Genomic DNA, 20,993 nt, shown 5'->3' on the forward strand with positions numbered 1-20,993 from the left:
AGCCGTCATGACGGAAGAAAGACCCCTGCTGGAAGCCCGGCAGGTGTTCAGGGGATTTTTCGGCAATCCCGTTTTGAAGGGCGTCGATATCGCCCTTCTGCCAGGCAAGGTTCACGCCCTGCTCGGCGAAAACGGCGCCGGCAAATCCACGCTGATCAACCTCCTGTCCGGCGCTCTCCAGCCGGACGGCGGTTCCATCCTGGTCGACGGCAAGCCGGTCGAGCGCTTCAGCCCGGCGGCCGCGCGCGCTGCCGGCATTGCTGTGGTTCAGCAGGAGCTGAGCCTCACGGCCAGTCTCTCGATAGCCGAAAACATCGGGCTCGGCGCCTTTCCGCGCCGGTTCGGTCTCATTGATTACAGAGCGCTCCATCGCGGCGTGTCAGATGTCTGCGATATGGTGGGGCTTACCGAGCCGCTCGACATGCCGGTCACCGATCTGGCACTGGGCCGCCGCCAGATGGTGGAGATCGCCAAGGCCCTGTTTCGCAAGCCCCGCGTGCTCATTCTGGACGAGCCGACTTCGTCGCTTTCCGCCCACGAAGCCGGCATCCTTGCCCGCCTGATCGGGACGCTCAAGGACCGCGGCACGGCACTTCTCTATATTTCCCACCGCCTCAACGAGGTGCAGGCGCTCTGCTCGCACGTCACGGTGCTGAAGGACGGCCTGGTCACCGCCGACCAGTCGCTGTCCGGCATCGACGGCGAAGGGCTGGTGCGCCTGATGGTCGGTCGCGAGACCGGCGACCTGTTCCCGCCGCGGCTGTCCGCAGCACCCGGCCCGATGCGCATCAGCGTCGAAGGTTTTTCCGCCGGCATGGTGCGTGACATCGGCTTCTCCGCCCGCGCCGGCGAAATCGTCGGCATCGGTGGGCTCGTGGGACAAGGGCAGGAAGACTTGCTGCTTGGCCTTTACGGCGCGATTCCAGCCTCGGCCGGTCGAACGGAGGTATCCGGCAAACCCACCCTGCCCGCTGATGTCGGCGAGGCGAATGCCGCCGGCATCGTTTATGTCCCGGCCGACCGCAAGCATGAGGGGCTGGTACTGCCGCACTCCATCGCCTCCAATCTCATCCTGCCCTCGCTTGGACTGCTCGCCCGCAAGGGCTTACGCCACCGGCCGGCAGAAACCGGCCTGGTCGCCGATCTCACGCGCCGGCTGACGATCAAGGGCGATACGGCCCGCCCGGTGCAGGCGCTTTCCGGCGGCAATCAGCAGAAGGTGGCGCTCGCCAAATGGCTGCCGCTGGATCCCTCCGTTCTGCTCCTCAACGATCCGACGCGCGGCGTCGACATCGAGACCAAGCGTGAAATCTACCTTATGCTCCGCGCCTTCGCCGCCGAGGGGCGGCTCGTCATCCTGGCCAGCTCCGATACGCCTGAGCTCGTGCATCTCTGCCACCGTGTCGTGGTTCTGCGTGAGGGGCGCATCGCGGCCGTGCTGTCGCAGGATGAAATCAGCGAAGGAGCGATCGTCGGCGCGGCCATGGGCATCACGGCCACGACGCAGGGAGAGGCGGCATGAGCACAAGTTCGTCATCCCGGCTCTACGGCTCGATCCAGCTCCGCCGCAACCGCGGCCTTGCCGGCCTCTATCTGGTCGTCGCCGCCTTTCTCATCCTCTATGCGCTGCTCTTTCCCGGCATCCTTTCGATCGGCGGCTTTTCGAAGTTCACGCAGAACTGGTTCCCGCTCGCACTCGTCACCATGGCGCAGGCGCTGCTCATGCTGAACGGCGGCATCACGCTGGCGATCGGCCCGCTCGTCAGCCTTGGAGCGGTGATCGCCGCGACGACGATGGAAGGAGCGCTCGGCGTGCCGGGCGGCATTCTTGCGGTCTCCCTCGCCGGCCTTTCGATCGGGGCTGTCATCGGCGCCATCGTCACCTATCTGAGGCTGCCTGCAATCATCGTTACGCTCGCCGGCTCCTTCATCATCGGTGGGGTCGCACTCATCCTCTTGCCGCGGCCGGGCGGGTTCATTCCCGATTGGCTGTCGACGGTGCTGGCTGGCCATACGCCTGTCGCGTTCCTGCTGCTCGTCGTGATCCTCGTACTGTGGAAGGCCTTTCTTGCAACCCCGCTCGGCCTCGGCATCTATGCGGCCGGCGACAATCCGGTCGGCGCGTTCCGCTCCGGTGTCCCGGTCGAACGGGTGAAGGTCGCAGCCTTCGCGCTGTCCGGTCTTCTCGCAGCCCTGACCGGTCTCTTCGTTGCTGCGCAGACCGGCTCGGGTGATCCTGTTATCGGCACGCCCTTCACGCTGAACTCGATCGCCGCTGCCGTCCTCGGCGGCGTGGGTTTCCTCGGCGGCAAAGGCACGATGCGCGGCGCGATCTGCGGCAGCCTGCTGCTCTCGGTGATGATCAACGTCATGTTCTTCCTAGGCTTCCCGCCGGTCGCCCAATATGTCGCCCAAGGGTTGATTATCGTCGGCGCGGTCGCCGTGCCGGAACTTCTTGGAGCTTGGAGGGCAAGGCGATGAACGTCATCAGGTCCGCGTTCCGCAATCCGCCGCTGCTGACCTTGCTTCTGGTCGCGCTCGTCTGGATCGCCGCAAGCTTTTCGTTGCGTGGTTTTGGCGCCTATGGCCACCTGCGCTACCTGCTCGAAGTCGCCGCGGTGATCGGCATTGCCGCCGCCGGCCAGACGCTCGTCATCCTGATGGGCGGCATCGATCTCTCCGTCGGCGCGGTCATAACAGTCACGGCGATCCTGCTGCCGCTGATCTCGCCCGCCTGGGACCCGACCGGTCTCGCCGGCATAGCGGCGGCCCTTGCCATTGCCACCGGCATCGGCCTGATGAACGGTGCCGGTGCTGCCTATCTTCGCGTGCCGCCAATCATCATGACGCTTGCCATGGCCACCTTCCTGCAGGGGCTGCTCGTCATCGTCGCCGGCGGCAGCGCGGTTACCGTCAGCAATCCGGCGGTCATTCTGCTCGGGCAGGCGCGGCCGCTCGGCATTCCCTCAGGCATCATTCTGTGGCTCGCCGTCTCGATCGTCGTCCTGCTGCTCGTCCACCGCATGCCGATCGGCGCCCGTTTCCTGGCGCTTGGGGCAAACCCGCTGGCGGCCCGACTTTCCGGCGTCAGCGTCACGCGCAACACGCTGATCGTCCATACTCTGTCGGGCTTTTTCGCAGGGCTTGCCGGCATTCTGGTGCTCGGGATGAACCGGCAAGGTTATGTCGGCATCGGCGACCCCTATCTGCTGACCTCGATCGCTGCCGTCGTGCTCGGCGGTACCTCCATCCTCGGCGGCCGCGGCACCTATGCAGGGACCATTCCCGGGGCAATTCTGCTCGTCACGGCGGCGGCGCTGATCACGGTCGTCAACGCCTCGCCCGGTTGGCGGTCGATCATGTTCGGCACGCTGATCCTTGCCCTTCTGCTGGTTTCCGGCCGCGAGGCGGGCAGATGACGGAGCGCTACGATGGGCCGGTGATCGACCCGCATCACCACCTCTGGGATCTCAGCCTAGAACGCCATCCCTGGCTGCAGAAGGCCAGAGCTTCCGCCGAGGAGATGGTTTTCGCAAGCCTCGCACCGATCCTGCGTGACTATCGCATCGACGATTATCGCGCCGATGCTGCCCGCCAGAACGTGATTGCAACCGTGCATGTGGAGGCGGGCTGGTCTGACGGGCACCCGCTGGAAGAGAGTCGCTGGCTGGATGGTCTCGACCGCAGTTCCGGAGTGTCGCATCGTTATATCGCGCGCGTTCAACTCGATGGGCTCCATGCCATGCGCCTGCTCGAGGCGGAAGCGGCAAACCCGAATGTTGTCGGCATCCGTGATATTTTGAGCTGGCATCCCGATGTGGCAAAGAGTTTTGCTCCGCGTCCGAACCGTATGGGCGATCCCGCCTGGCGGGCGGGTCTTGCCCATGCCACGGGCCTCGGGCTGGTCTTCGACCTGATGCTCTATCCCTGGCAGATGAATGAGGCGCTCGAACTGGTGCGCGCTTTTCCGCAAACCCTCTTCGTGCTCAACCATGGCGGAAGCCCCATTGATCGGACGGAGGACGGAATGGCGCTCTGGCGCCGTGGTCTGCGGGCACTCGGTAACGAGCCGAACATGCGTCTGAAGATCTCCGACCTCGTTGCCTACGACAACAATTGGACGCTCGAAGGCCTGCGGCCGGTGATCGAGCATTGCCTCGATTGTTTCGGCCCGGCGCGCGCCATGTTCGCAAGCGACTTCCCGGTCGCGGGCCTGCACGCCTCTTTCGACGAGGTCTACCAGGTTTTCCGCACGGTCGCCTCGCAGCTTTCTTACGACGAGCAGCGCGCCCTGTTCTTTGCCACCGCCAACGACACTTATCGCCTCGGCATCGCCGACCCGGCCGAGATCAGGAGTGGCTGCCATGTCTGACCTTCATACCGTGACGGAAAACGTGCTGATCGACGAGCGGATGCGCGGCTTTCCGCCGGGAAATCCGCCGCTTGCCCTTGCGGCAATCGGCAAGCAGGGATGGAGGCCCTATGACGGCAGGATGGCCCTGCCGCTGATCTCGCTCGACCGGCAGGCCTTCTCCCAAAACGTCGAACTGATGATGGCCTATGTGAAGAGCCGCGGCGCCGATATCGCGCCGCACGCCAAGACGCCGATGTCGACGGCGCTCTCGGAGGCACTTCTGGCGGCAGGCGCTTGGGGCACGACGATCGCCGATATCCGCCAGGCCGCCGTCCTGCTTAAGGCGGGACAGCGCCGGCTGATCCTCGCCAACGAGATCGGCGGGGCCGCCGCCGCTCGTCGGCTCGCGGCCCTGCTTGCCCACTATCCCGATGCGGAACTTCATATCTTCGTGGATTCGACCGCACTCGCCGAGGCTCTTCGCTCCGCCTGGCAGGAGCATACAGATCTGCCGCCCCTCGGCCTGCTGGTGGAGTTTGGCGCCGGCCGCGCCGGTGCCCGCGGCGTCGCCGCCGCCGAGGCAATTCTGGAGGCGATCCTTGCGGCGGAGACGCCGGCCTTCCGGCTGACCGGCATCGCCGCGTATGAGGGTGCGGCGGCGACCGCCGATGCGGAGGAGACGATGCGTCGCATCGACGCGCTGATGGCGGTGACATCCGATTTCCTGCCGAAGCTGCGCGCCCGCATCGGCGACGAGCGGCCGCTCCTCGTCACATCAGGCGGCTCGGTGTTTTTCGACCTTGTGATTGCCAGGCTTTCAGCCGCCGTTGCGGCCGATCCCGCCTGCCGGCTGGTGCTGCGCAGCGGCGCGATCTTCTTCCACGATCACGGCATTTACGAGCGCGGCCTTGCCGGCCTCGATGCACGCGGCGGTTTCCGCATCGGCGGCGAGACGATCTCGGCCGCCGAAGCCTTCCGTCCGGCGCTGCGGGTCTGGGCCGAGGTCCTCTCCCGGCCGGAGCCGCGGCTTGCTATCTGCGGCATGGGCATGCGCGACGTCGCGATGGACCAGGGCCTGCCGCGGCCCTTGGCGCTCTATCGCAATGGGGCGTTTCTCGCCGATCTCGGAAAAGCCGAAGTGTTCCGCCTCAACGATCAACACGCCTTCGTCGCCCTTGCCGACGGCAGCGACGTCGCGGTCGGCGACGTCATCGAGTGCGGCATCTCGCATCCCTGCACCTGCCTTGACCGGCATGCCATCCTCTACGGCCTCGACCCGGACCATTCGGTGACCGCGGCCTATCTGACCAGCTTCGGCTGACCCCTTCCTCCAAAAGCAAGAAAAGGAAAATCCGCCATGATCCAGCGCTATCAGAAAGGTTCGCGTATGAGCCAAGCCGTCAGCTACGGCGGTCTCGTCTATATCGCCGGCCAGGTCGCGGAAAATCGCAAAGCTGATATCGAGGATCAGACCCGCGACGTGCTCGGCAAGATCGACGCCCTGTTGCAAGAAGCCGGTATCGACCGATCGCGCCTGATCGCCGTCAACGTCTTCCTGCCGGCGATCGTCGATTTCGAGGCGATGAACAGCGTCTATGATGACTGGATCGACCTCGAAAACCCGCCGGCCCGCGCCTGCGTCGAGGCGCGCCTCGCCGATCCGGATCTGCGCGTCGAAATGACAGCCGTCGCCGCCCTCTAGCGCATCGGCCCGAAAATCGGAATCGATTTTCGGAAAGCACGATGCGTCGATTCAAAGTGTTACAGCGACCTTTGCGCGTCTGAAAGACGCGCGGCGCTGTAGCGGCATCACAAACCGCCCGCATTGGAGACATCATGCATAGCGGTCTCGTCAATCCGATCGACTTTTCTCGCGAGGGCCGGCAGGCCGGCCACCTCGCCATTCCCTATTCGATCGACCGGTCGCCCTATTATCAGATCCGCATTCCGATCCTTCGTCTCAGAAACGGCGATGGGCCGTCTTTGCTGCTGATGGCCGGCAACCATGGCGACGAGTATGAGGGCGAACTCCAGCTCGGCCGGCTGATGCGCCTGTTGGATGTCGCCGAAATCCGCGGCGCCGTCACCATCCTGCCGATGGCGAACCTGCCGGCGGTGATGGCGGCCAAGCGCTGCTCGCCCTTCGACGGCGGCAATCTCAACCGAGCCTTTCCCGGTGATCCCACCGGCTCTCCGACGGCGCGGATGGCGCATTTTCTCGAGCATGAGCTTTTTCAGCGCCATGACGTCGTGCTCGATCTGCATTCGGGCGGCACCTCCATGGCCCACCTGCCCTGCACGCTGATCGAGCGGCAGGCCGATGCCGCCCGCTTCGAACGGTCCGTTTCGCTGATGCGCGGCATGGGCGCCGCGCATGCCTTCATCGCCGATAACGGGCCGACGGCACCGACATCGATGGGGGCGGCAGGGCGGGCGGGAACCGTGGGTCTTTCCGGCGAATTCGGCGGCGGCGGCACCGTGACGCCTGAGACAATGGGTTTCACGGCGACGGCGATCGACCGGCTGCTCGTCACACTCGGCATCGTCGAGCGTCCAGTCCTGTCGCGTACGCCGCTCACCGAGCCCGGGCCATTGCAGCTGCTGTCACTGTCCCGGCACAGCCAGGGCATCTATGCGAACCGCAGAGGCTGGTTCGAGCCGGCCGTGGCCCTCGGCGCCACCGTTGCCACTGGTGAGCTTGCCGGATGGTATCATGACCTGGAACGCCTGGAGCAGCTGGAGGAGGAACTGCGCTTTGCCGAGAGCGGCATTGTCATTTCCCATAGGCTGCACTGCGACAGCCAGGCCGGCGACTGCCTGATCCAGATCGCCGAACCCATCGCATCCTGAGGAGCGCTGATCCGCTTAAGTGATTGCGTCGACCGCTGCCTTGACCCAGTCGAGGCGCTTTGCCGGTATCAGGCCGTAATTGTAGAAGTTCACGCCGTCAGCGCCGGCGTCAACGGCAGCCTTGGCGCGTGCGGCGAGCACCGCCGGCCCGCTTACTTCGGGATAGAAGACGCGCAGGCCAATGCCCAGAAGCTTTCCCGGTCCGATTGCCGCCCGGCCGGTCCGGATGACATCGGCGACGGCATCCGGTTCCATGTCGTAACAGCAGAGGATCGCGCCGTCGCAGAGCTTGCCGACCGCTGTCAGCTCGACGCCGCCAAGCCAGCCGTCCTTCAGGTCGATGAGCACGATGCGTGTCGCCGGATCGGCGGCCGCCTTGATTTTGCCGATCAGGCTGGTCACCGGTTCGCTGCGCCAGGTGAGATAGGCATGCAGATCGGGATGGTCGCGAAAGGCATCGATGCCGGCGGCCGGAAAGTCCGGGAACTGCCGTTCCGGGACAGCTCGTTCGGAGAGTTCAGCGATGAAGCGCGCGGTCGATCGGCGCGCACCTTCGACCGGCACGCCGGCCTTTTCGGCGCGCGCCGTGCAATGGTCGCAGAAGCAGAGCGACAGCAGGAAATCGTCTTCGGCATTCAGGCCGACGCCGTCCTTCTCGTGATGGTATTCATGCGCGAATCCCATGAAGTTCGGGCTCTCGAGTTCCACCATATCGGGCTGGTAGTTGGTCGTGATGTCGCGCACAAGAGTCACGGCATAGGCCCGCGCGGCCGGGCTGGAGGGGCAAAGATTGTAATAATTGGGATTGCCGAAGGCGTTCCGCGTCACGTGATTGGGATGCAGCATGCCGAGACGGGTATTGTGCAGGCAGACCGTCCAGCAGGAGACCTTGAGGCCGGTCGTATCGCGTCCCTGGACGAGGGCTTCCAGCATGTCGCCGCGCTCAGTGACATTCCCAGCCATCAGCGGCCGGATCAGCTTGTCCTGCCACAGGCTTTCATCCGGCTGGAAGTAGACCGTTCCGTCTTCGGGGAAATAGGCCTTCTGCCGCGGGCTCCGCGGCTGCAGGAAGCGGCCGGCGTGATAGGAGGTCGCCAAGCTGACCGTGTTAAGGCCGGCGCGGCCGCGAAGCTCGGCGGCAAAGGCGTCGAGCCCCTGGTCCTGGATATCCCAAGGGTAAGTCCACATGGAAAGATGCATGGAATGCTCCCGTCGAATCTGTCCACTTTATAGAACATGTGTCCATAATAGTGTCCAGCCCGATCTTTGAGCACGGGCACCTGGCCTGCGGAGTAGCGGGTTTTGTCTGTAAAGTGGCAGGGCTGATAGCTATTGCGCTGTCGCGTCAGATGTCGACGAAGAGGCCCTTGGCTTTCAGCACCAATTCCAGATTGCTGACCTCGATGACCGATTTGCCCTGCTTATATGCCGCGATATAGCCGGCCTCGGCATCTTCGCGGGCCTGCGAAAGCCGGGCGACTTCCTGCGCTTCCTGGCGGCGCACGACCACCAGGCCGTCGGCATCGCCGGCGATGATGTCGCCGGGATGGATGATTTCGCCGCCGACGATGATCGTCTCGTTCACCGCCGCAATGGTTTCCTTCACCGTCCCCTTGATGCAGACGCTGAGCGAGAAGACCGGGAAACCGAGTTCCCTCAGCTGCAGCGTGTCGCGCACGCCGGTGTCGGTCACCAGGCCGCCGATGCCCTTTGCCAGGCAGGCATTGGCAAGCACATCGCCGAAGGATCCGGCCTCTTCGTATTCGCCCGCCGATACGACGATAATATCGCCGGGTTTTGCGTAGTTGATGGCGAGCTGCAGCATGATGTTGTCACGCGGCGCGCATTTCACCGTAAAGGCCGGACCGCACAGTTTCATGCGGTAATCGATGGGCTTGAGGCGGGAGGAAAGGGCTCCGCGGCGCCCTTGGGCTTCGTGGATCGTTGCGGGTGAAAATTTGGAAACGGCGTCGATATCGGCTTTATCAGGCCGTTCGGCAATATCTTTAATATGGATCATGGATGCCTCACATCGTTGGTCGACGGCGGGCATGTCCCGCCGTCTGATTTCGTTTGGATATCGTCATTGGATGGTGCCGCTGCCGATCGGCTTACGGGATCGGGTCGAACTTCAACTCGGAGAGCGATACGACCTTGTCGGTACGGGTCATTTTATATTCGGTATCCGGGCCGAGCCACTTGTCCCAGATCTTGTTGATCTCGCCCGATGTGTCGAGCTTGCGAAGGATCTCGTTGATCTTGGCGGTCAGCGCCGGCTGATCCTTGGCCATGCCGATGCCGATCGGCTGGTACAGCATCGGCTCCTCGATCATCCGCATTTCCTTGCCCTTGCTCTTCGATTCATTGACGAACTTGGTCGTCGTCATGGTGTTGGCCACCATGCCGCGCGCCTTGCCCTGCTGGACGGCGAGATAGGCCGAGGCGGTGTCCTGGAAGGTCAGCGGGTCGGATTTGTTGAGCTTGATCGACATCTCGGAGGTCGAACCCTTGGTCGAAGCGATGCGCTGACCCGCGTAATCGGCCTTCTTCTTGCCGGCATCGTCGGCCGGCACGATCAGCATTTCCTTAGCGAGATAATAGGGATCGCTGAACTGGATCTGCTCGGCGCGGCTTAGAGTATAGGCAAGGTTGGCAACGGTGATGTCGACCCGGCCGAGCTTGACCTCGGGCACGCGCGCCTCGACCGAAACCGGCTTGATTTCAGCCTTGACGCCCAATTCCTTGGCGATGGCGCCGCAGAGATCGACGTCGAAACCGGCCATCTCGCGGGTCTTCGGATCGGGTGACGCGAAGGGAGGAACGTCGGCGAAAGTTGCGCAGCGCAAGGTTTTCGCCGAGATGATGTTGTCGAGCTGATCGGCTTTTGCGGGCACGGCTGCCGCCATGCCGGCAAATGCGACGGTGAGGGTTAGACACTTCCAGTTCATTGCTGTTCTCCTTTGTTTTTGGTGGTTGGTATCAATGCCTGAGATCAGCGAGGAAACGCTGCGCCCGGGGGTGACTTGGATTGTTGAAGAATTCCTCAGGCGTCGTCATTTCGAGGATCTGGCCGGCATCGATGAACCAGACCCGATCGGCGACGTCGCGCGCAAAACCCATTTCGTGGGTGACGCAGAGCATGGTCATGCCTTCCGACGCCAGGCTCTTCATGACGGCCAGCACTTCGCCGACCATTTCAGGATCGAGCGCGCTGGTCGGCTCGTCGAACAGCATCACGGGTGGTTCCATGGCAAGAGCGCGGGCGATTGCCACCCGCTGCTGCTGGCCGCCGGAGAGTTGACCGGGATAGGCCCGCGCCTTGTCGGCGAGACCGACCCGATCGAGAAGCTTGAGGGCCTTGTCCTCAGCAACATCGGGCGCCACGCCTTTCACCCGGATCGGCGACATCGACACGTTTTCGATCACCGAAAGGTGCGGAAACAGGTTGAAGTTCTGAAATACGAAGCCGATCCGGCTGCGCAGTGCATTGAGTTCTTTTGCCCGCATGGCGGCGTGAATGTTTTGCCCGTCGAGCGTGATCGATCCGCTGTTGATCTCCTCGAGGCGATTGATCGTGCGGATCAGCGTCGATTTTCCCGAACCGGACGGCCCGCAGATGACCACGACCTCGCCGCGCGAGACCTGCGCATCGATCTCTTTCAGGACCGGGTAGTCGCCGTAGCTCTTGCAGACCTGCGACAGCCGAATCGTCTGCAATTCCTGTGCTGAAACCGACATGGTCATGGCTGCTCCGATATGATTTTCGATGGCGCGACCAAAGCGGCGGCAGGAAGGTTGGAAAGTCCCGCACGCCGCCGCGTGATGCTCCGCTCAAGGCGATTTGCGAAGTAGGTGAGCGTCCAGCAGATGGCGAAGTAGACGATCGCCAGGATCAGGAAGACCTGGAAAGGCTGCGTCAGGAGCTGGTTGTTGACCTGGCTTGCGGCAAAGGTCAGGTCCGGCACGTTGATCACGTAGCCGAGCGTCGTGTCCTTGATCGTTGAGACGAAGGTGGAGATGATGCTCGGGATCATGTTGTAGAGCGCCTGCGGCAGGATGATGAAGCGCATCGCACCGATATAGCTGTGGCCAAGCGCACGCCCCGCATCCATCTGGCCTGGTCCGAGCGCGACGATGCCGGCACGCACGACTTCGCTCAGGAACGCGCTCTGATAGACCACGAGCGTCGTCAGCATCGTGACGAAGCTCGGCACATCGGCGCCGGTCAGCAGCGGAACGAGGAAATAGCTCCACAGGATGAGCATCAAGAGCGGCACGCCCCTGGTGAAATAGACGAGTGCCGTGACCGGCCAGCGCAGCAGCGGCGACCTGGAGAGCCGCGCCAATGCGAAGAGGATGCTGACCGGAAAGGCGAGAGCGATGCTGAGCGCCGAAAGGATCAGCGTGTTGGCGAGCCCGCCAAGCGGTCCGTTCGGATATTGGCCGATCAGCAGCAGCAGCCAGTAGTCTCGGACGATGGCGATCATATCGTGGATCATGCCCGCGCGCTCCGGGCAGGATCCGTGCGCATCGACAGATAGGCGCCGATGCTCATGATCACGAGCGAGAAGAAAAGGTAGAGAACCGTGCCGATCAGGTAGATCTCGAAGGTCCGGAAGCTAAGGTTCTCGATTTCCTTGACGGCATGCGTCAGCTCCGAGGCTCCGATGACGACGGCGAGACTGCTGTTCTTGAACAGGGAAACGCTGTGATTGATGAGCGGCGGCAGCGCGTTGCGCATGCCTTGCGGCATGATGACGAAGCGCATCGCCGAGACATAGCCGTGGCCAAGCGCGCGGGCTGCCTGCATTTGGCCTGGACTGACCGAGCGCACGCCGGAACGAAGATCTTCGCTGAAATAGGCTGCCTGGCAGAGCCCGAGCCCGATCACCGCGAAAATGGCCTCGGCATTATGGACGGCCAGCCATTCGGCTACCCCGCTCGGCATCAGGGTGAAAATCCCGAAATACCACAGCATCAGCTGAACCAGGGTGGGGACGTTGCGGTGGTAGGAGACGTAAGCGGCAACTAACGGATCGCCGAAGCGAAAGGGCGACAAACGTAATGCCAGCAGCAGAAGCGCCAGCGCCATCGCCATAGACCAGGAGCCGGCATAGATGATGAAGGTCATCTCGATGCCATGCAGCAGCATGGCGGTATATTCCGGATTTCCGAGGATTGCCGAAAGGTCGAATCCGCTCACGGGTTTGGCTCCCCGGACTGATCTGTCTTCGCCGCAGGTTGGGGCTTTGCTGTCTGCAGGCCGCCCATGACCTGCAGCGTCGGCGTAATCTCCATATGCCCGATGTTGACGGCGACGGGGGCCGCTATGGCGAAGGCAATCGCGTCGGCGATATCGGTCGCCTGCGGCAGTTCGAAGCCATCGATGAACCGTTCCCTAATGCTGGGGTCATCGCCATGGACGTGATTGAAAATGTCAGTGGCGACCCGGCCGGGGCAGATTTCCGTGACCCTTACCCGCTTGCCGAAAGCGTCGATCCGCAGCTGGTTGGACAGCATGCTCACGCCGGCCTTGGTGGCGTGATAGGATGAGTTGCCACCGAAATTATAGGCGCCGGCAATCGACGAGATGTTGATGACATGTCCGCGGTCGCGCGCCACCATGCCGGGCACGACCATGCGGCAGATGTGCAGGACCGCCCGGAGATTGACGTCGACGAGGAGATCGATATCGCCCTCGTCGGCTTCCAGGAATTTCTTCGGTCGGTCGACGCCGGCATTGTTGACGAGAATATCGAACTCCACTCGACGCGTGAGCTCGGCCATAGCCTGACGGTCGGTCACATCGATGACGTGGGCGATGCAGCCCGTTCGCGCGGCCAGCTGCTGCAGCGCTTCGGCGCTACGGGCAACCGCATGGACCTCGATGTTCTCCCGGCGGAACCGCTCCACCACGGCTGCGCCGATACCGGAGGATGCGCCGGTCACCAGTGCGGTCTTGTAGTCGGAGAATGGCATTGTCGTTCCCTTGTTGTTGATCGAGACAGTAGCGAAGCTTAAACCCCTTGCCTAAGACCGATTATCTCTGGAGCAATAAGCAACGGTTATGGAGCCGGCGCAGGCTGCTGAAGAAACGACAGAGCTGATGCACGGGCATCGCCTCGCGGCGTCCGTGCCTCAGGCGTCCCCCGTTCTGGCGCCGGCGTCGCGTTGCAAAAGCAATGCGCGTCTGCAAACATGTAAGCCGCGCAGAGCAGAACGGTACCCCGATCCTCATGGACATCAGACGCCTCAAATCTTTCATCGTGATCGTCGACAGCGGCAGCATCACGCGAGCGGCGGACCTTCTGCATATCGCCCAGCCGGCGCTCAGCCAGCAGCTTGCGGCGCTGGAGGAGCATTTCGGCCAGAAGCTGCTGATCCGCAGCCAGCAGGGCGTCAGCATGACCGATGCGGGGCATGCGGTGTATCGCCATGCGCAGATTATCCTTCGGCAGATGGAGCAGGCGCAAGCGGATGCCTCGGCAGCCGGCAATTCGCTTGCCGGGCGCGTGTCCGTTGGTCTCGTGCCCTTCAGCAGTGCCGCTACGCTGTCGGTCGACCTCCTGGCGGAGACCCGCAAACGGCATCCCGGTATTCTGCTGCACCTGACCGAAAGCGTCGGCCAGACCTATAGCCAGATGATCATGAACGGCCGGCTGGAGATGGCGCTTCTCCACGGAACCGGACCGATCAAAGGTGTCCGGTTCGAACCGATCCTCAGCGAAGAGTTTTTCCTTGTCGCGCATCGGGACTTTGCGATCGAAGCGGATGCGAAACCCGTTCCGGTGAATACTCTCGACGGGATACCGCTGCTGTTGCCGCCGGCCTATAATTTCGTCCGCCGCGCGGTCGATACAGCCTTCACCCGCACCCGCACCAATTTGAAAGTCGTGGCGGAAGTCGAGATCGTCCGTACCCTTGCCCGCGCGGTGGGCAGCGGTCTCGGCGCGACGATCATGCCGAAAGCCATCGCCGACCGCATCGTATCGGAATCGAGCGAACCGCTGATCTGCCGGCTCGTCTCGCCGCGGATCGAAGAAACCCTGTCGCTGTGTGTGTCCGACCAGAATCCCCTATCGGAACCGGCCCTTGCTGTCCGGGACATCCTTCTTGAGTTGACCGCACGCTTGAAAAACTGAAACGCGTTGCCAATCAGCGCATATCCCTGCAGAATTGAGCTATGCGCGCGCAGCCTTCGCCGAGTTTCTCCATGCTCGTGGCGTAGGAAATGCGAAAGAACGGGCTCATTCCGTAAGCCGCTCCTTGCACGGTCGCGACATGATGCTCGTCCACCAGCGCCATGACGAAATCGACATCGGTCTCGATCTTTCGCCCACCCCTGCTGGTCTTGCCGATCAGCCCGGAAATGTTGGGATAGAGGTAGAAGGCGCCTTCTGGCCTATGGCAGCGCAACCCTTCCACTTCCGACAATCTGTCGAGGACGAAGTTGCGTCTTTCCTTGTAGCTCGCCGCACGCTCCTTCAACAGATCCTGAGGACCGTCGAGCGCCGCGGTCGCCGCAGCCTGGGTCAGCGTTGCGATCCCGCCGCCATTCTGGCCGTTGACGTTGCTGATGGCGGAGATCAGCTCTTTCGGACCCGCACAAAAGCCGAGCCGCCAACCTGTCATTGCGTAAGCCTTGGAAACGCCGTTCATCGTCAGGACGCGCTCATAGAGCCTGGGTTCGACTTCGGCGATCGTGCAGAACTGGAAGTCGTCATAGACCAGGTGTTCGTAGATATCGTCGGTCATGATCCAGACATTGGGATGACGCAGCATGACCTCGGCGATGGCAGCCATCTCCGCCCGAGAGCAAGCGGCCCCGGTCGGATTGTTCGGGAAATTGAGGAAAAGCCACTTCGTGCGCGGCGTGATCGCCGCCTCCAGATCCTCGGGAAGCAGCTTGAAGCCGGTCTGCTCGTGGCAGGGGACGGCGACCGGGATGCCGCCGGCGAATTTGACGATATCCGCATAGCTGACCCAGGAGGGTGTGGGAATGACGACCTCGTCGCCTGGATTGCAGGTTGCCAGCATGGCATTGAAGATCACCTGCTTGCCGCCGCCCGAGACGACGATCTGGCTCGCCTCATAGTCGAGATTATTGTCCCGTTTGAACTTCCTGATGATGGCGGATTTGAGCGCCGGCGTTCCGTCCATCGGAGGATATTTCGTATCGCCCGCGAGAGCTGCCGCATGAGCCGCCTCGATTGCGTGGCCCGGAGTGGGGAAATCCGGCTCGCCAGACGAGAGGCTGACGACTTTGATCCCGTTGGCGGCCAGTTCCCTGGCGCGCTGGGTCATGGCGGCGGATGCGGATATGGAGACGTTTTTCAGGCGGTCTGATGCAGCGGACATCAAGAAGGTCCTTCGATGAGGGATTGGAACGGGAGACCGCCCGCAGGCGATCAGGATTGTATCAATCGGCGAGTTCGGCGGCAGGCGCGAGGGTCGCGCCCGTGGCTTCGATCTCGCCGCGCACGATGCCGGCAAGCTCCAGGGCGCCCGGGGTGTCGCTGTGGACGAGAATGGAGCGGGCCGGCATTGCGATCACCGCTCCGTCGATCGTCTCGACGCTTCCTTCGAGCAGGAATTTCCGTACGCGTGCACGCACCGAGGCTTCGTCCTTGATGACGGCGCCGGCGAGTCCGCGCGCGACGAGTCTGCCCTCGGCGTCATAGGCCCGGTCCGCCAGGAAAAGCGCCAGCGTCTTCAAACCTGCGCGTCTGGCCGCCTGTTGGATCTCGCTGCCTGACGTCACGAAGACGACGAGGCCCGCGTCCACGGCGGCGATCGCATCCATCATCAGGTCGGCGAGCAGAGGATCGCGATTGACCATATTGCCCATGGCCGCGTGGAAGCTGATATGGGACACCGTGACACCCTCGGCCTTGGCGATCGCCATCAGGGCGCCGAGCTGATAGAGCATCTGCTGGCGAAGCTCATCTGCCGAAAACGCTATTTCGCGCCGACCGAACCCGAGCCGGTCGGGCAAGCCCGGATGCGCGCCGATGCCGACGCCGTTCAGTTTCGCAAGCCGGACCATACGCCCCATCGTATCGGGGTCGCCGCCATGGAAACCGCAGGCGATGTTGGCCGACGAGACGAGTTTCATCATCGCTTCGTCGTCGCACAGCCGGTAGGGGCCAAATCCTTCGCCCATGTCGGAATTCAGATCGATCTTCATCAGCTCCTCCTTTTGACGGCCTCTTGGCGGCACCCATTAGGCCATCGCCTTCAAGGCGCGCTTGACCATTCGGGATGTCTGCCCGACGTCGTCGACATAGCGGGCGACAGCCTGTTCCACCGCACGGGCCTCCGTATGCGTCGAGCGAACGAACTTCAGGCGTGCGCCGATGCGGGCTTGCCCGAGCCGCCAGAGATCGCATTCGATCACGCCGGCGATCTTCGGATAGCCGCCGGCGGTGTTGGCGTCGCTCATCTGCACGATCGGTTCGCCGCCGGGCGGAACCTGGATCACGCCGGGCACGACGCCGTGGGAGCGCATCTCGATGGACGTCGTTGGCGTGATGGGCTCGCCGGACAGGCGGTAGCCCGTCCGGTCGCTTCGGGAGGAAATCCTCCAGGTCCGGCTCCAGAAAGCTTCGCCGTCGCCTGCGAAAAGATCGTGCTCACCGGCAGGCAAGGCGCGGATCGGCAGCGTGCCGTCGACAGCAGCCGGGAAGACATCGCGCAGTGCCACGGCCGGTTCGACGACGGCAAGACCCGAGGTCGGCAGTATGGCGATCTCTGCATCCTTGCCGACCGCGATCCGGTCTCCCTTCGCCAGAGGCCGGCCTGAATTACCGCCAAAGCCGCCGCGCAGCGACGTGCTTCGCGAACCCATGACAACGGGAATATCCAGCCCGCCTCCGAGCGAAATATAGGAGCGCGCCAGCCGTGGAGGCTGTTTCAGTTCGAGAACCTGTCCGGGCTCCGCGATGTAAGCGCACCAGGGAAGTAATTCCAGTCCGTCCAGATGAGGTTTGCCGTCGGCGCCGGTCACGGCAAAGACGATGCGCTGCTCGAAACGCAGGCTGAACGGAAAGGTCTGCACCTCTATCGCGGCGGCATTTTCATCATTGCCGACGAGAATGTTGCCGATCCGGACCGCCAGCGGATCCATCGCGCCGCTGGCCGATACGCCGATATCGCGATAGCCCGGGCGGCCAAGATCCTGCACCGTGTTGAACGGACCGCTTTCCAAGATCTCGATCATAGCTCGATCCTCGCCGGCAGGAACCGCACCGTATCTCCAGGCGCCATCATGGCGGGGCTCGATGAGGCGGGGTCGAACATCTCAAGTGCCGCGAAGCCGATGGAATTCCAGCCGTTGGGGCCCGTGAGCATGGCGACGCCGGTCTGCATGCCGCCAATGGTCACGCAGCCCTTCGGCATCTTCAGCGAGGGCACGGTCTTTCGCGGCATGTAGATGCGCGGATCGAGGCCATGCAGGTAGCCGAAACCGGGCGCGCTGCCCAAGGCGAAGACACGGTAGGTCGCTTCATGATGGATGCGGACAACTTCGCGATCGCTCAAGCCCGAGAGATCGCAAAGGGCCGGCAGATCCGTCGCATATTCGCCGCCATAATCGACGGGGATCTCGATGGTCTTGCCGTTGAGGTCGATGCTGCGCGCATTCTCCCATGCCTCCAGCAGCCGGGCGACCACCGCATCCGGATCTTCGGGCGTCTCCTTGAAGATCACCAGCAGGTTGGTCATGCCGGGAATGTTTTCGGCAAGGTCCGCCCAACCTTTCACGCTCTGGGACAGAGCCCAGATCCGCCGCTGCGCGGCGAGATCGAAGTCGCCAGGCGCCTCGAGCAGGAAGGATCTGGCGCCGATCGAGGAAACCCGCGCCTGGTTTTTGGCGGCCGGAACGATCTCGCGTTGCGATGCATGTCTGTTCGTCGTGGCGATCATGATGGGAGCTCGATTTCGAACAGAGGATCGCCAAAGCCGACCAGCGCTCCGGGCTCGGCGAACAGCCTGGTCAAAACACCGGAACGGCCGGCGCGAAGGGGAAGCAGGATATGCCCTACCCCGACGAAGCCGACGATATCCGCATCGGATACGGAGCGCGGTAGATCTTGCGACATGGCGTAGGAGGCCGGATGATCGAGGCAGAAGTGGCCCGCCATTGGCGCCTTCACGACGGTCGATGCGGAGCCGGGAGCGCGGGGCGTCGCGTCGGTCGAGCTGATCCGGGCGCCACTTTCTCCAGCGACGATAATGCGAAGCTGTCCGCCCGGCCGGGAGATTTCGAGGCCGTTCACGCCGGCGGCCGTCAGCGCGTCGGTGAGGAATGCGATGGTCGCCGGATCGCTGAAGTCGATCGCGCTCATGCCGCCCTCCGCAGCTTCAGCCATTGTTCGAGATGGTGAATGTCAGTCTCGCCCTGCGCGAATACGCCGTCCTCGAACAGGGCGCGCAGGAAGGGGATATTGGTGGAAATTCCGTCGACCTCAGTGCCGGCAAGCGCTTCGCGCATTCTTGCCATCGCTTCCGCCCGCGTCGGCGCATGGACGATCAGCTTTGCGATCAGCGAATCGTAATAGGGCGAGACCTTGTAGCCGGCATGAATATGCGTATCGACGCGGATGCCTGACCCCGTGGGCAGAACCAGATGGGTGACGACACCTGCCGAGGGCAGGAAGCTATCCGGGTCCTCGGCGTTGATGCGGCATTCGAAGGAATGGCCTTCGCAGGTCACATCGCCTTGGACGAGATCGACAACGTGACCCTGAGCCACCCTTATCTGCGCCTGGACGATATCGACACCGCTCGTCATCTCGGTGACGGGATGCTCGACCTGAAGTCGCGTATTCATCTCGATGAAATAGAAAGCACCGTCCTCATAGAGGAATTCGAAGGTTCCGACACCCCGGTAGCCGATCTGAAGGCAGGCCTGCACGCAGGCCATGCCGACCGGCTGGATGATGTCGGGCACAATTCCCGCCGCCGGCGCCTCTTCCACCACTTTCTGATGGCGGCGCTGCATCGAGCAATCCCGGTGTCCGAGCCACACGGCATTGCCGTGATCGTCGCAAATGACCTGGATCTCGATGTGGCGCGGATGCCCTAAGAATTTCTCCATGTAGAGCGCGGGTGAGCCGAAGGCCTTGCGGGCCTCTTCCCGCGTCAGCGCAATTGCTTCATGCAGCAAATCGGCCTTTGGCACGACGCGCATGCCGCGTCCGCCGCCGCCGCCGGCTGCCTTGATGATGACGGGATATCCGATTTCGAGCGCTAGGCGCTCGATCGTGGCGGGGTCATCGGGCAGCGCGGTATCCGGACCGGGAACGCAGGGAACTCCGGCTGCCATCATCGCGCGCTTTGCCGATATCTTGTCGCCCATGATGGCAATCGAGGAGGTGGTCGGGCCAATGAAGACCAGGCCGGCCTTTTCGACAGCGTCGGCGAAGGCGGCGTTTTCCGATAGAAAACCGTAACCTGGATGGATGGCGCCCGCACCGGCCAGGCGCGCCGCCAGAAGGATGGCATCCTGATTGAGATAGCTCTTGGCAGCACTCGACGGGCCGATGCAGAGAAAGCTGTCGGCGGTGCTGCCGTAAGGCGCTTCCCTGTCCGCCTCGGAGCAGATCGCGACTGTCTTCAGGCCGAGCTCGCGGCAGGCGCGCTGAATCCGGACTGCGATCTCGCCGCGATTGGCGATGAGGACGGTATCGAAGCGGCCGCTCGGAGATTGTTCAGGCGTTTCCGGCATCAGGCAATCTCCGCCAGCAGATCGCCGGTCTCGACCTCGCCGTCGTCGATTTCGGTGAGATGGGTGATGCGCCCCGATCGCGGCGCCGCGATCGTGTTGAAGACCTTCATCGCCTCGATGATGAAAAGCGTTTGCCCCTCTTCCACCTCTTCACCGATTGCGACGAATGGCGGCTCCCCGGGTGCCGGGGTCCGGTGCAGAACGCCGAAGACCGGCGCCTTCACCGCATGGGTTTTTTCAGGCTTCGAAGGCGTATCGGCGCCGGCATTCTGGGCAAGGCTTGTCGTCGATCCCTCTTGCTCGGGCTCGGCAGCAGCCTCCTGACCCGGCGACGTGCGGAAGATCCGAACCGTCACGTCCTTCTCCGTCACGGTCAGCTCGGTAATGTTCGATCGTCCGACAAAGTCGATCAGCGTCTTGATCTTCAAGAGGTCCATATGTGTGCTCGGAATTTCAAAATTCCACCGCGCATAGCTGAAGTTTCAGATCGCCCGGCGTTGTGATTTTCGTAGCACGACGCACCGACTGATGGGGTCAGACGAAGTTTTGATGGAGCGTGACCTGCGCCCAGTGGGGCATCTCGCCGAGCGCTTGCGAATTTCTCTCGACGGCAGCAGCGGCCGCCGGAATCCCCAGACGACTTGAATCCTTCTCGAGAAGTTACGCGTCATCGAACTGGTAGAGGCAACGGCTTCGACGGCCTCGATGCCGGGAGCCTTGTGACCTCATGCGGAACGGCCTTCGTCGAACAGGGAGCCAGACAGCCCCTAGCGATGATTCGCGGAAATCTTGCGGAGATGATCTCTTATCATCGCGCGAAACTCGCGCAATGTTCGAAACCCGATGTGCTGTGCAAGTCGGTGAACCGTCGTTTGAGAAACCTTGCAATTGCGCGCAATCACAGCGGCACTTTCGAATGCAATTATTTCCGGCCGTTCAATGACCTGCCTCGCAACTTGTTCGAGACTGTTTGGAAAGACGATCTGCCGTTTGGCGATCAGGTACTTCAGTTCCTGCAGAGTCGCAGGAGGGCGATGGTCTCTATCCTGTAGCATTGCGCTT

At 62.8% G+C, this 20,993-nt stretch carries 23 protein-coding genes; 8 read left to right on the forward strand and 15 right to left on the reverse strand.

Features of this window, described 5'->3' with window-relative positions; all coding sequences use genetic code 11:
* Positions 1-7: 7 nt before the first annotated feature.
* From N2A41_RS32710 to N2A41_RS32740, 7 genes are all read left to right on the forward strand, one after another.
* A complete protein-coding gene (locus N2A41_RS32710) occupies positions 8-1,522 on the forward strand; it encodes a sugar ABC transporter ATP-binding protein (protein WP_170281769.1) in 1,515 nt (504 codons plus the stop codon).
* Positions 1,519-2,481, forward strand: coding sequence for an ABC transporter permease (locus tag N2A41_RS32715; RefSeq protein WP_260112042.1), 963 nt, complete (start codon positions 1,519-1,521; stop codon positions 2,479-2,481). The genes N2A41_RS32710 and N2A41_RS32715 overlap by 4 nt, the downstream gene beginning before the upstream one ends.
* Positions 2,478-3,419, forward strand: coding sequence for an ABC transporter permease (locus N2A41_RS32720; protein WP_260112043.1), 942 nt, complete (start codon positions 2,478-2,480; stop codon positions 3,417-3,419). The genes N2A41_RS32715 and N2A41_RS32720 overlap by 4 nt, the downstream gene beginning before the upstream one ends.
* Positions 3,416-4,372, forward strand: coding sequence for an amidohydrolase family protein (locus tag N2A41_RS32725; protein WP_260112044.1), 957 nt, complete (start codon positions 3,416-3,418; stop codon positions 4,370-4,372). The genes N2A41_RS32720 and N2A41_RS32725 overlap by 4 nt, the downstream gene beginning before the upstream one ends.
* On the forward strand, positions 4,365-5,675 hold the full coding sequence (locus N2A41_RS32730) for an alanine racemase (RefSeq protein ID WP_260112045.1): 1,311 nt from the start codon (positions 4,365-4,367) through the stop codon (positions 5,673-5,675). Before N2A41_RS32725 ends, N2A41_RS32730 begins: the two co-directional genes overlap by 8 nt.
* 36 nt (positions 5,676-5,711) lie before the next feature.
* The gene (locus N2A41_RS32735) at positions 5,712-6,056 is read left to right on the forward strand and encodes a RidA family protein (protein WP_017968710.1); all 345 of its coding nucleotides are present in this window, start codon (positions 5,712-5,714) and stop codon (positions 6,054-6,056) included.
* A 134-nt stretch (positions 6,057-6,190) separates the two neighbouring features.
* Entirely contained in the window at positions 6,191-7,204 is a 1,014-nt protein-coding gene (locus N2A41_RS32740; protein WP_260112046.1) for a succinylglutamate desuccinylase/aspartoacylase family protein, read from the forward strand.
* Between the two features lie 15 nt (positions 7,205-7,219).
* Here the strand turns inward: N2A41_RS32740 and N2A41_RS32745 are convergent, their stop codons facing one another.
* From N2A41_RS32745 to N2A41_RS32775, 7 genes are all read right to left on the reverse strand, one after another.
* Positions 7,220-8,404, reverse strand: a complete 1,185-nt coding sequence (locus N2A41_RS32745; RefSeq protein WP_222384884.1) for a hypothetical protein — start codon at positions 8,402-8,404, stop codon at positions 7,220-7,222.
* 145 nt (positions 8,405-8,549) lie between these two features.
* Complete coding sequence (locus tag N2A41_RS32750) at positions 8,550-9,224, reverse strand: 4-carboxy-4-hydroxy-2-oxoadipate aldolase/oxaloacetate decarboxylase (protein WP_222280573.1); 675 nt, start codon at positions 9,222-9,224, stop codon at positions 8,550-8,552.
* Positions 9,225-9,315: 91 nt separating this feature from the next.
* Positions 9,316-10,152, reverse strand: a complete 837-nt coding sequence (locus N2A41_RS32755) for an ABC transporter substrate-binding protein (RefSeq protein ID WP_017968714.1) — start codon at positions 10,150-10,152, stop codon at positions 9,316-9,318.
* A gap of 31 nt (positions 10,153-10,183) precedes the next feature.
* Positions 10,184-10,948 (reverse strand): amino acid ABC transporter ATP-binding protein, encoded by a 765-nt coding sequence (locus N2A41_RS32760; protein WP_260112047.1) that lies wholly within the window; start codon positions 10,946-10,948, stop codon positions 10,184-10,186.
* Positions 10,945-11,703 carry an amino acid ABC transporter permease gene (locus N2A41_RS32765; RefSeq protein WP_222384887.1) on the reverse strand — a complete coding sequence of 253 codons (759 nt, stop codon included), beginning with the start codon at positions 11,701-11,703 and terminating at the stop codon, positions 10,945-10,947. Before N2A41_RS32765 ends, N2A41_RS32760 begins: the two co-directional genes overlap by 4 nt.
* Positions 11,700-12,407 carry an amino acid ABC transporter permease gene (locus N2A41_RS32770; protein ID WP_222384888.1) on the reverse strand — a complete coding sequence of 236 codons (708 nt, stop codon included), beginning with the start codon at positions 12,405-12,407 and terminating at the stop codon, positions 11,700-11,702. The genes N2A41_RS32765 and N2A41_RS32770 overlap by 4 nt, the downstream gene beginning before the upstream one ends.
* On the reverse strand, positions 12,404-13,183 hold the full coding sequence (locus tag N2A41_RS32775) for an SDR family oxidoreductase (protein ID WP_221988814.1): 780 nt from the start codon (positions 13,181-13,183) through the stop codon (positions 12,404-12,406). Before N2A41_RS32775 ends, N2A41_RS32770 begins: the two co-directional genes overlap by 4 nt.
* Before the next feature lie 203 nt (positions 13,184-13,386).
* Here N2A41_RS32775 and nac point away from each other — a divergent pair, with 203 nt between their 5' ends.
* Entirely contained in the window at positions 13,387-14,346 is a 960-nt protein-coding gene (nac, locus tag N2A41_RS32780) for a nitrogen assimilation transcriptional regulator NAC (protein WP_017968719.1), read from the forward strand.
* 13 nt (positions 14,347-14,359) lie between these two features.
* On the opposite strand, the gene N2A41_RS32785 is transcribed toward nac, so the two are convergent.
* From N2A41_RS32785 to N2A41_RS32820, 8 genes are all read right to left on the reverse strand, one after another.
* Positions 14,360-15,562, reverse strand: a complete 1,203-nt coding sequence (locus tag N2A41_RS32785) for a pyridoxal phosphate-dependent aminotransferase (RefSeq protein ID WP_222280570.1) — start codon at positions 15,560-15,562, stop codon at positions 14,360-14,362.
* A 61-nt stretch (positions 15,563-15,623) separates the two neighbouring features.
* On the reverse strand, positions 15,624-16,391 hold the full coding sequence (locus N2A41_RS32790; RefSeq protein ID WP_170282747.1) for a 5-oxoprolinase subunit PxpA: 768 nt from the start codon (positions 16,389-16,391) through the stop codon (positions 15,624-15,626).
* A 36-nt stretch (positions 16,392-16,427) separates the two neighbouring features.
* Positions 16,428-17,423 carry a biotin-dependent carboxyltransferase family protein gene (locus N2A41_RS32795; RefSeq protein ID WP_260112048.1) on the reverse strand — a complete coding sequence of 332 codons (996 nt, stop codon included), beginning with the start codon at positions 17,421-17,423 and terminating at the stop codon, positions 16,428-16,430.
* On the reverse strand, positions 17,420-18,127 hold the full coding sequence (gene pxpB / locus N2A41_RS32800; protein WP_260112049.1) for a 5-oxoprolinase subunit PxpB: 708 nt from the start codon (positions 18,125-18,127) through the stop codon (positions 17,420-17,422). Before pxpB ends, N2A41_RS32795 begins: the two co-directional genes overlap by 4 nt.
* Positions 18,124-18,549: an acetyl-CoA carboxylase biotin carboxyl carrier protein gene (locus N2A41_RS32805; protein WP_260112050.1), complete on the reverse strand. Its 426-nt coding sequence runs from the start codon at positions 18,547-18,549 to the stop codon at positions 18,124-18,126. Before N2A41_RS32805 ends, pxpB begins: the two co-directional genes overlap by 4 nt.
* Positions 18,546-19,931 carry an acetyl-CoA carboxylase biotin carboxylase subunit gene (locus N2A41_RS32810; RefSeq protein ID WP_260112051.1) on the reverse strand — a complete coding sequence of 462 codons (1,386 nt, stop codon included), beginning with the start codon at positions 19,929-19,931 and terminating at the stop codon, positions 18,546-18,548. Before N2A41_RS32810 ends, N2A41_RS32805 begins: the two co-directional genes overlap by 4 nt.
* Positions 19,931-20,368 carry an acetyl-CoA carboxylase biotin carboxyl carrier protein gene (locus N2A41_RS32815; RefSeq protein ID WP_162117630.1) on the reverse strand — a complete coding sequence of 146 codons (438 nt, stop codon included), beginning with the start codon at positions 20,366-20,368 and terminating at the stop codon, positions 19,931-19,933. Before N2A41_RS32815 ends, N2A41_RS32810 begins: the two co-directional genes overlap by 1 nt.
* Before the next feature lie 330 nt (positions 20,369-20,698).
* Entirely contained in the window at positions 20,699-20,986 is a 288-nt protein-coding gene (locus tag N2A41_RS32820; RefSeq protein ID WP_017968727.1) for a MurR/RpiR family transcriptional regulator, read from the reverse strand.
* Positions 20,987-20,993: the final 7 nt, after the last annotated feature.

This window comes from Rhizobium sp. SRDI969 (genome assembly GCF_025152725.1).
Lineage (GTDB): Bacteria > Pseudomonadota > Alphaproteobacteria > Rhizobiales > Rhizobiaceae > Rhizobium > Rhizobium leguminosarum_I.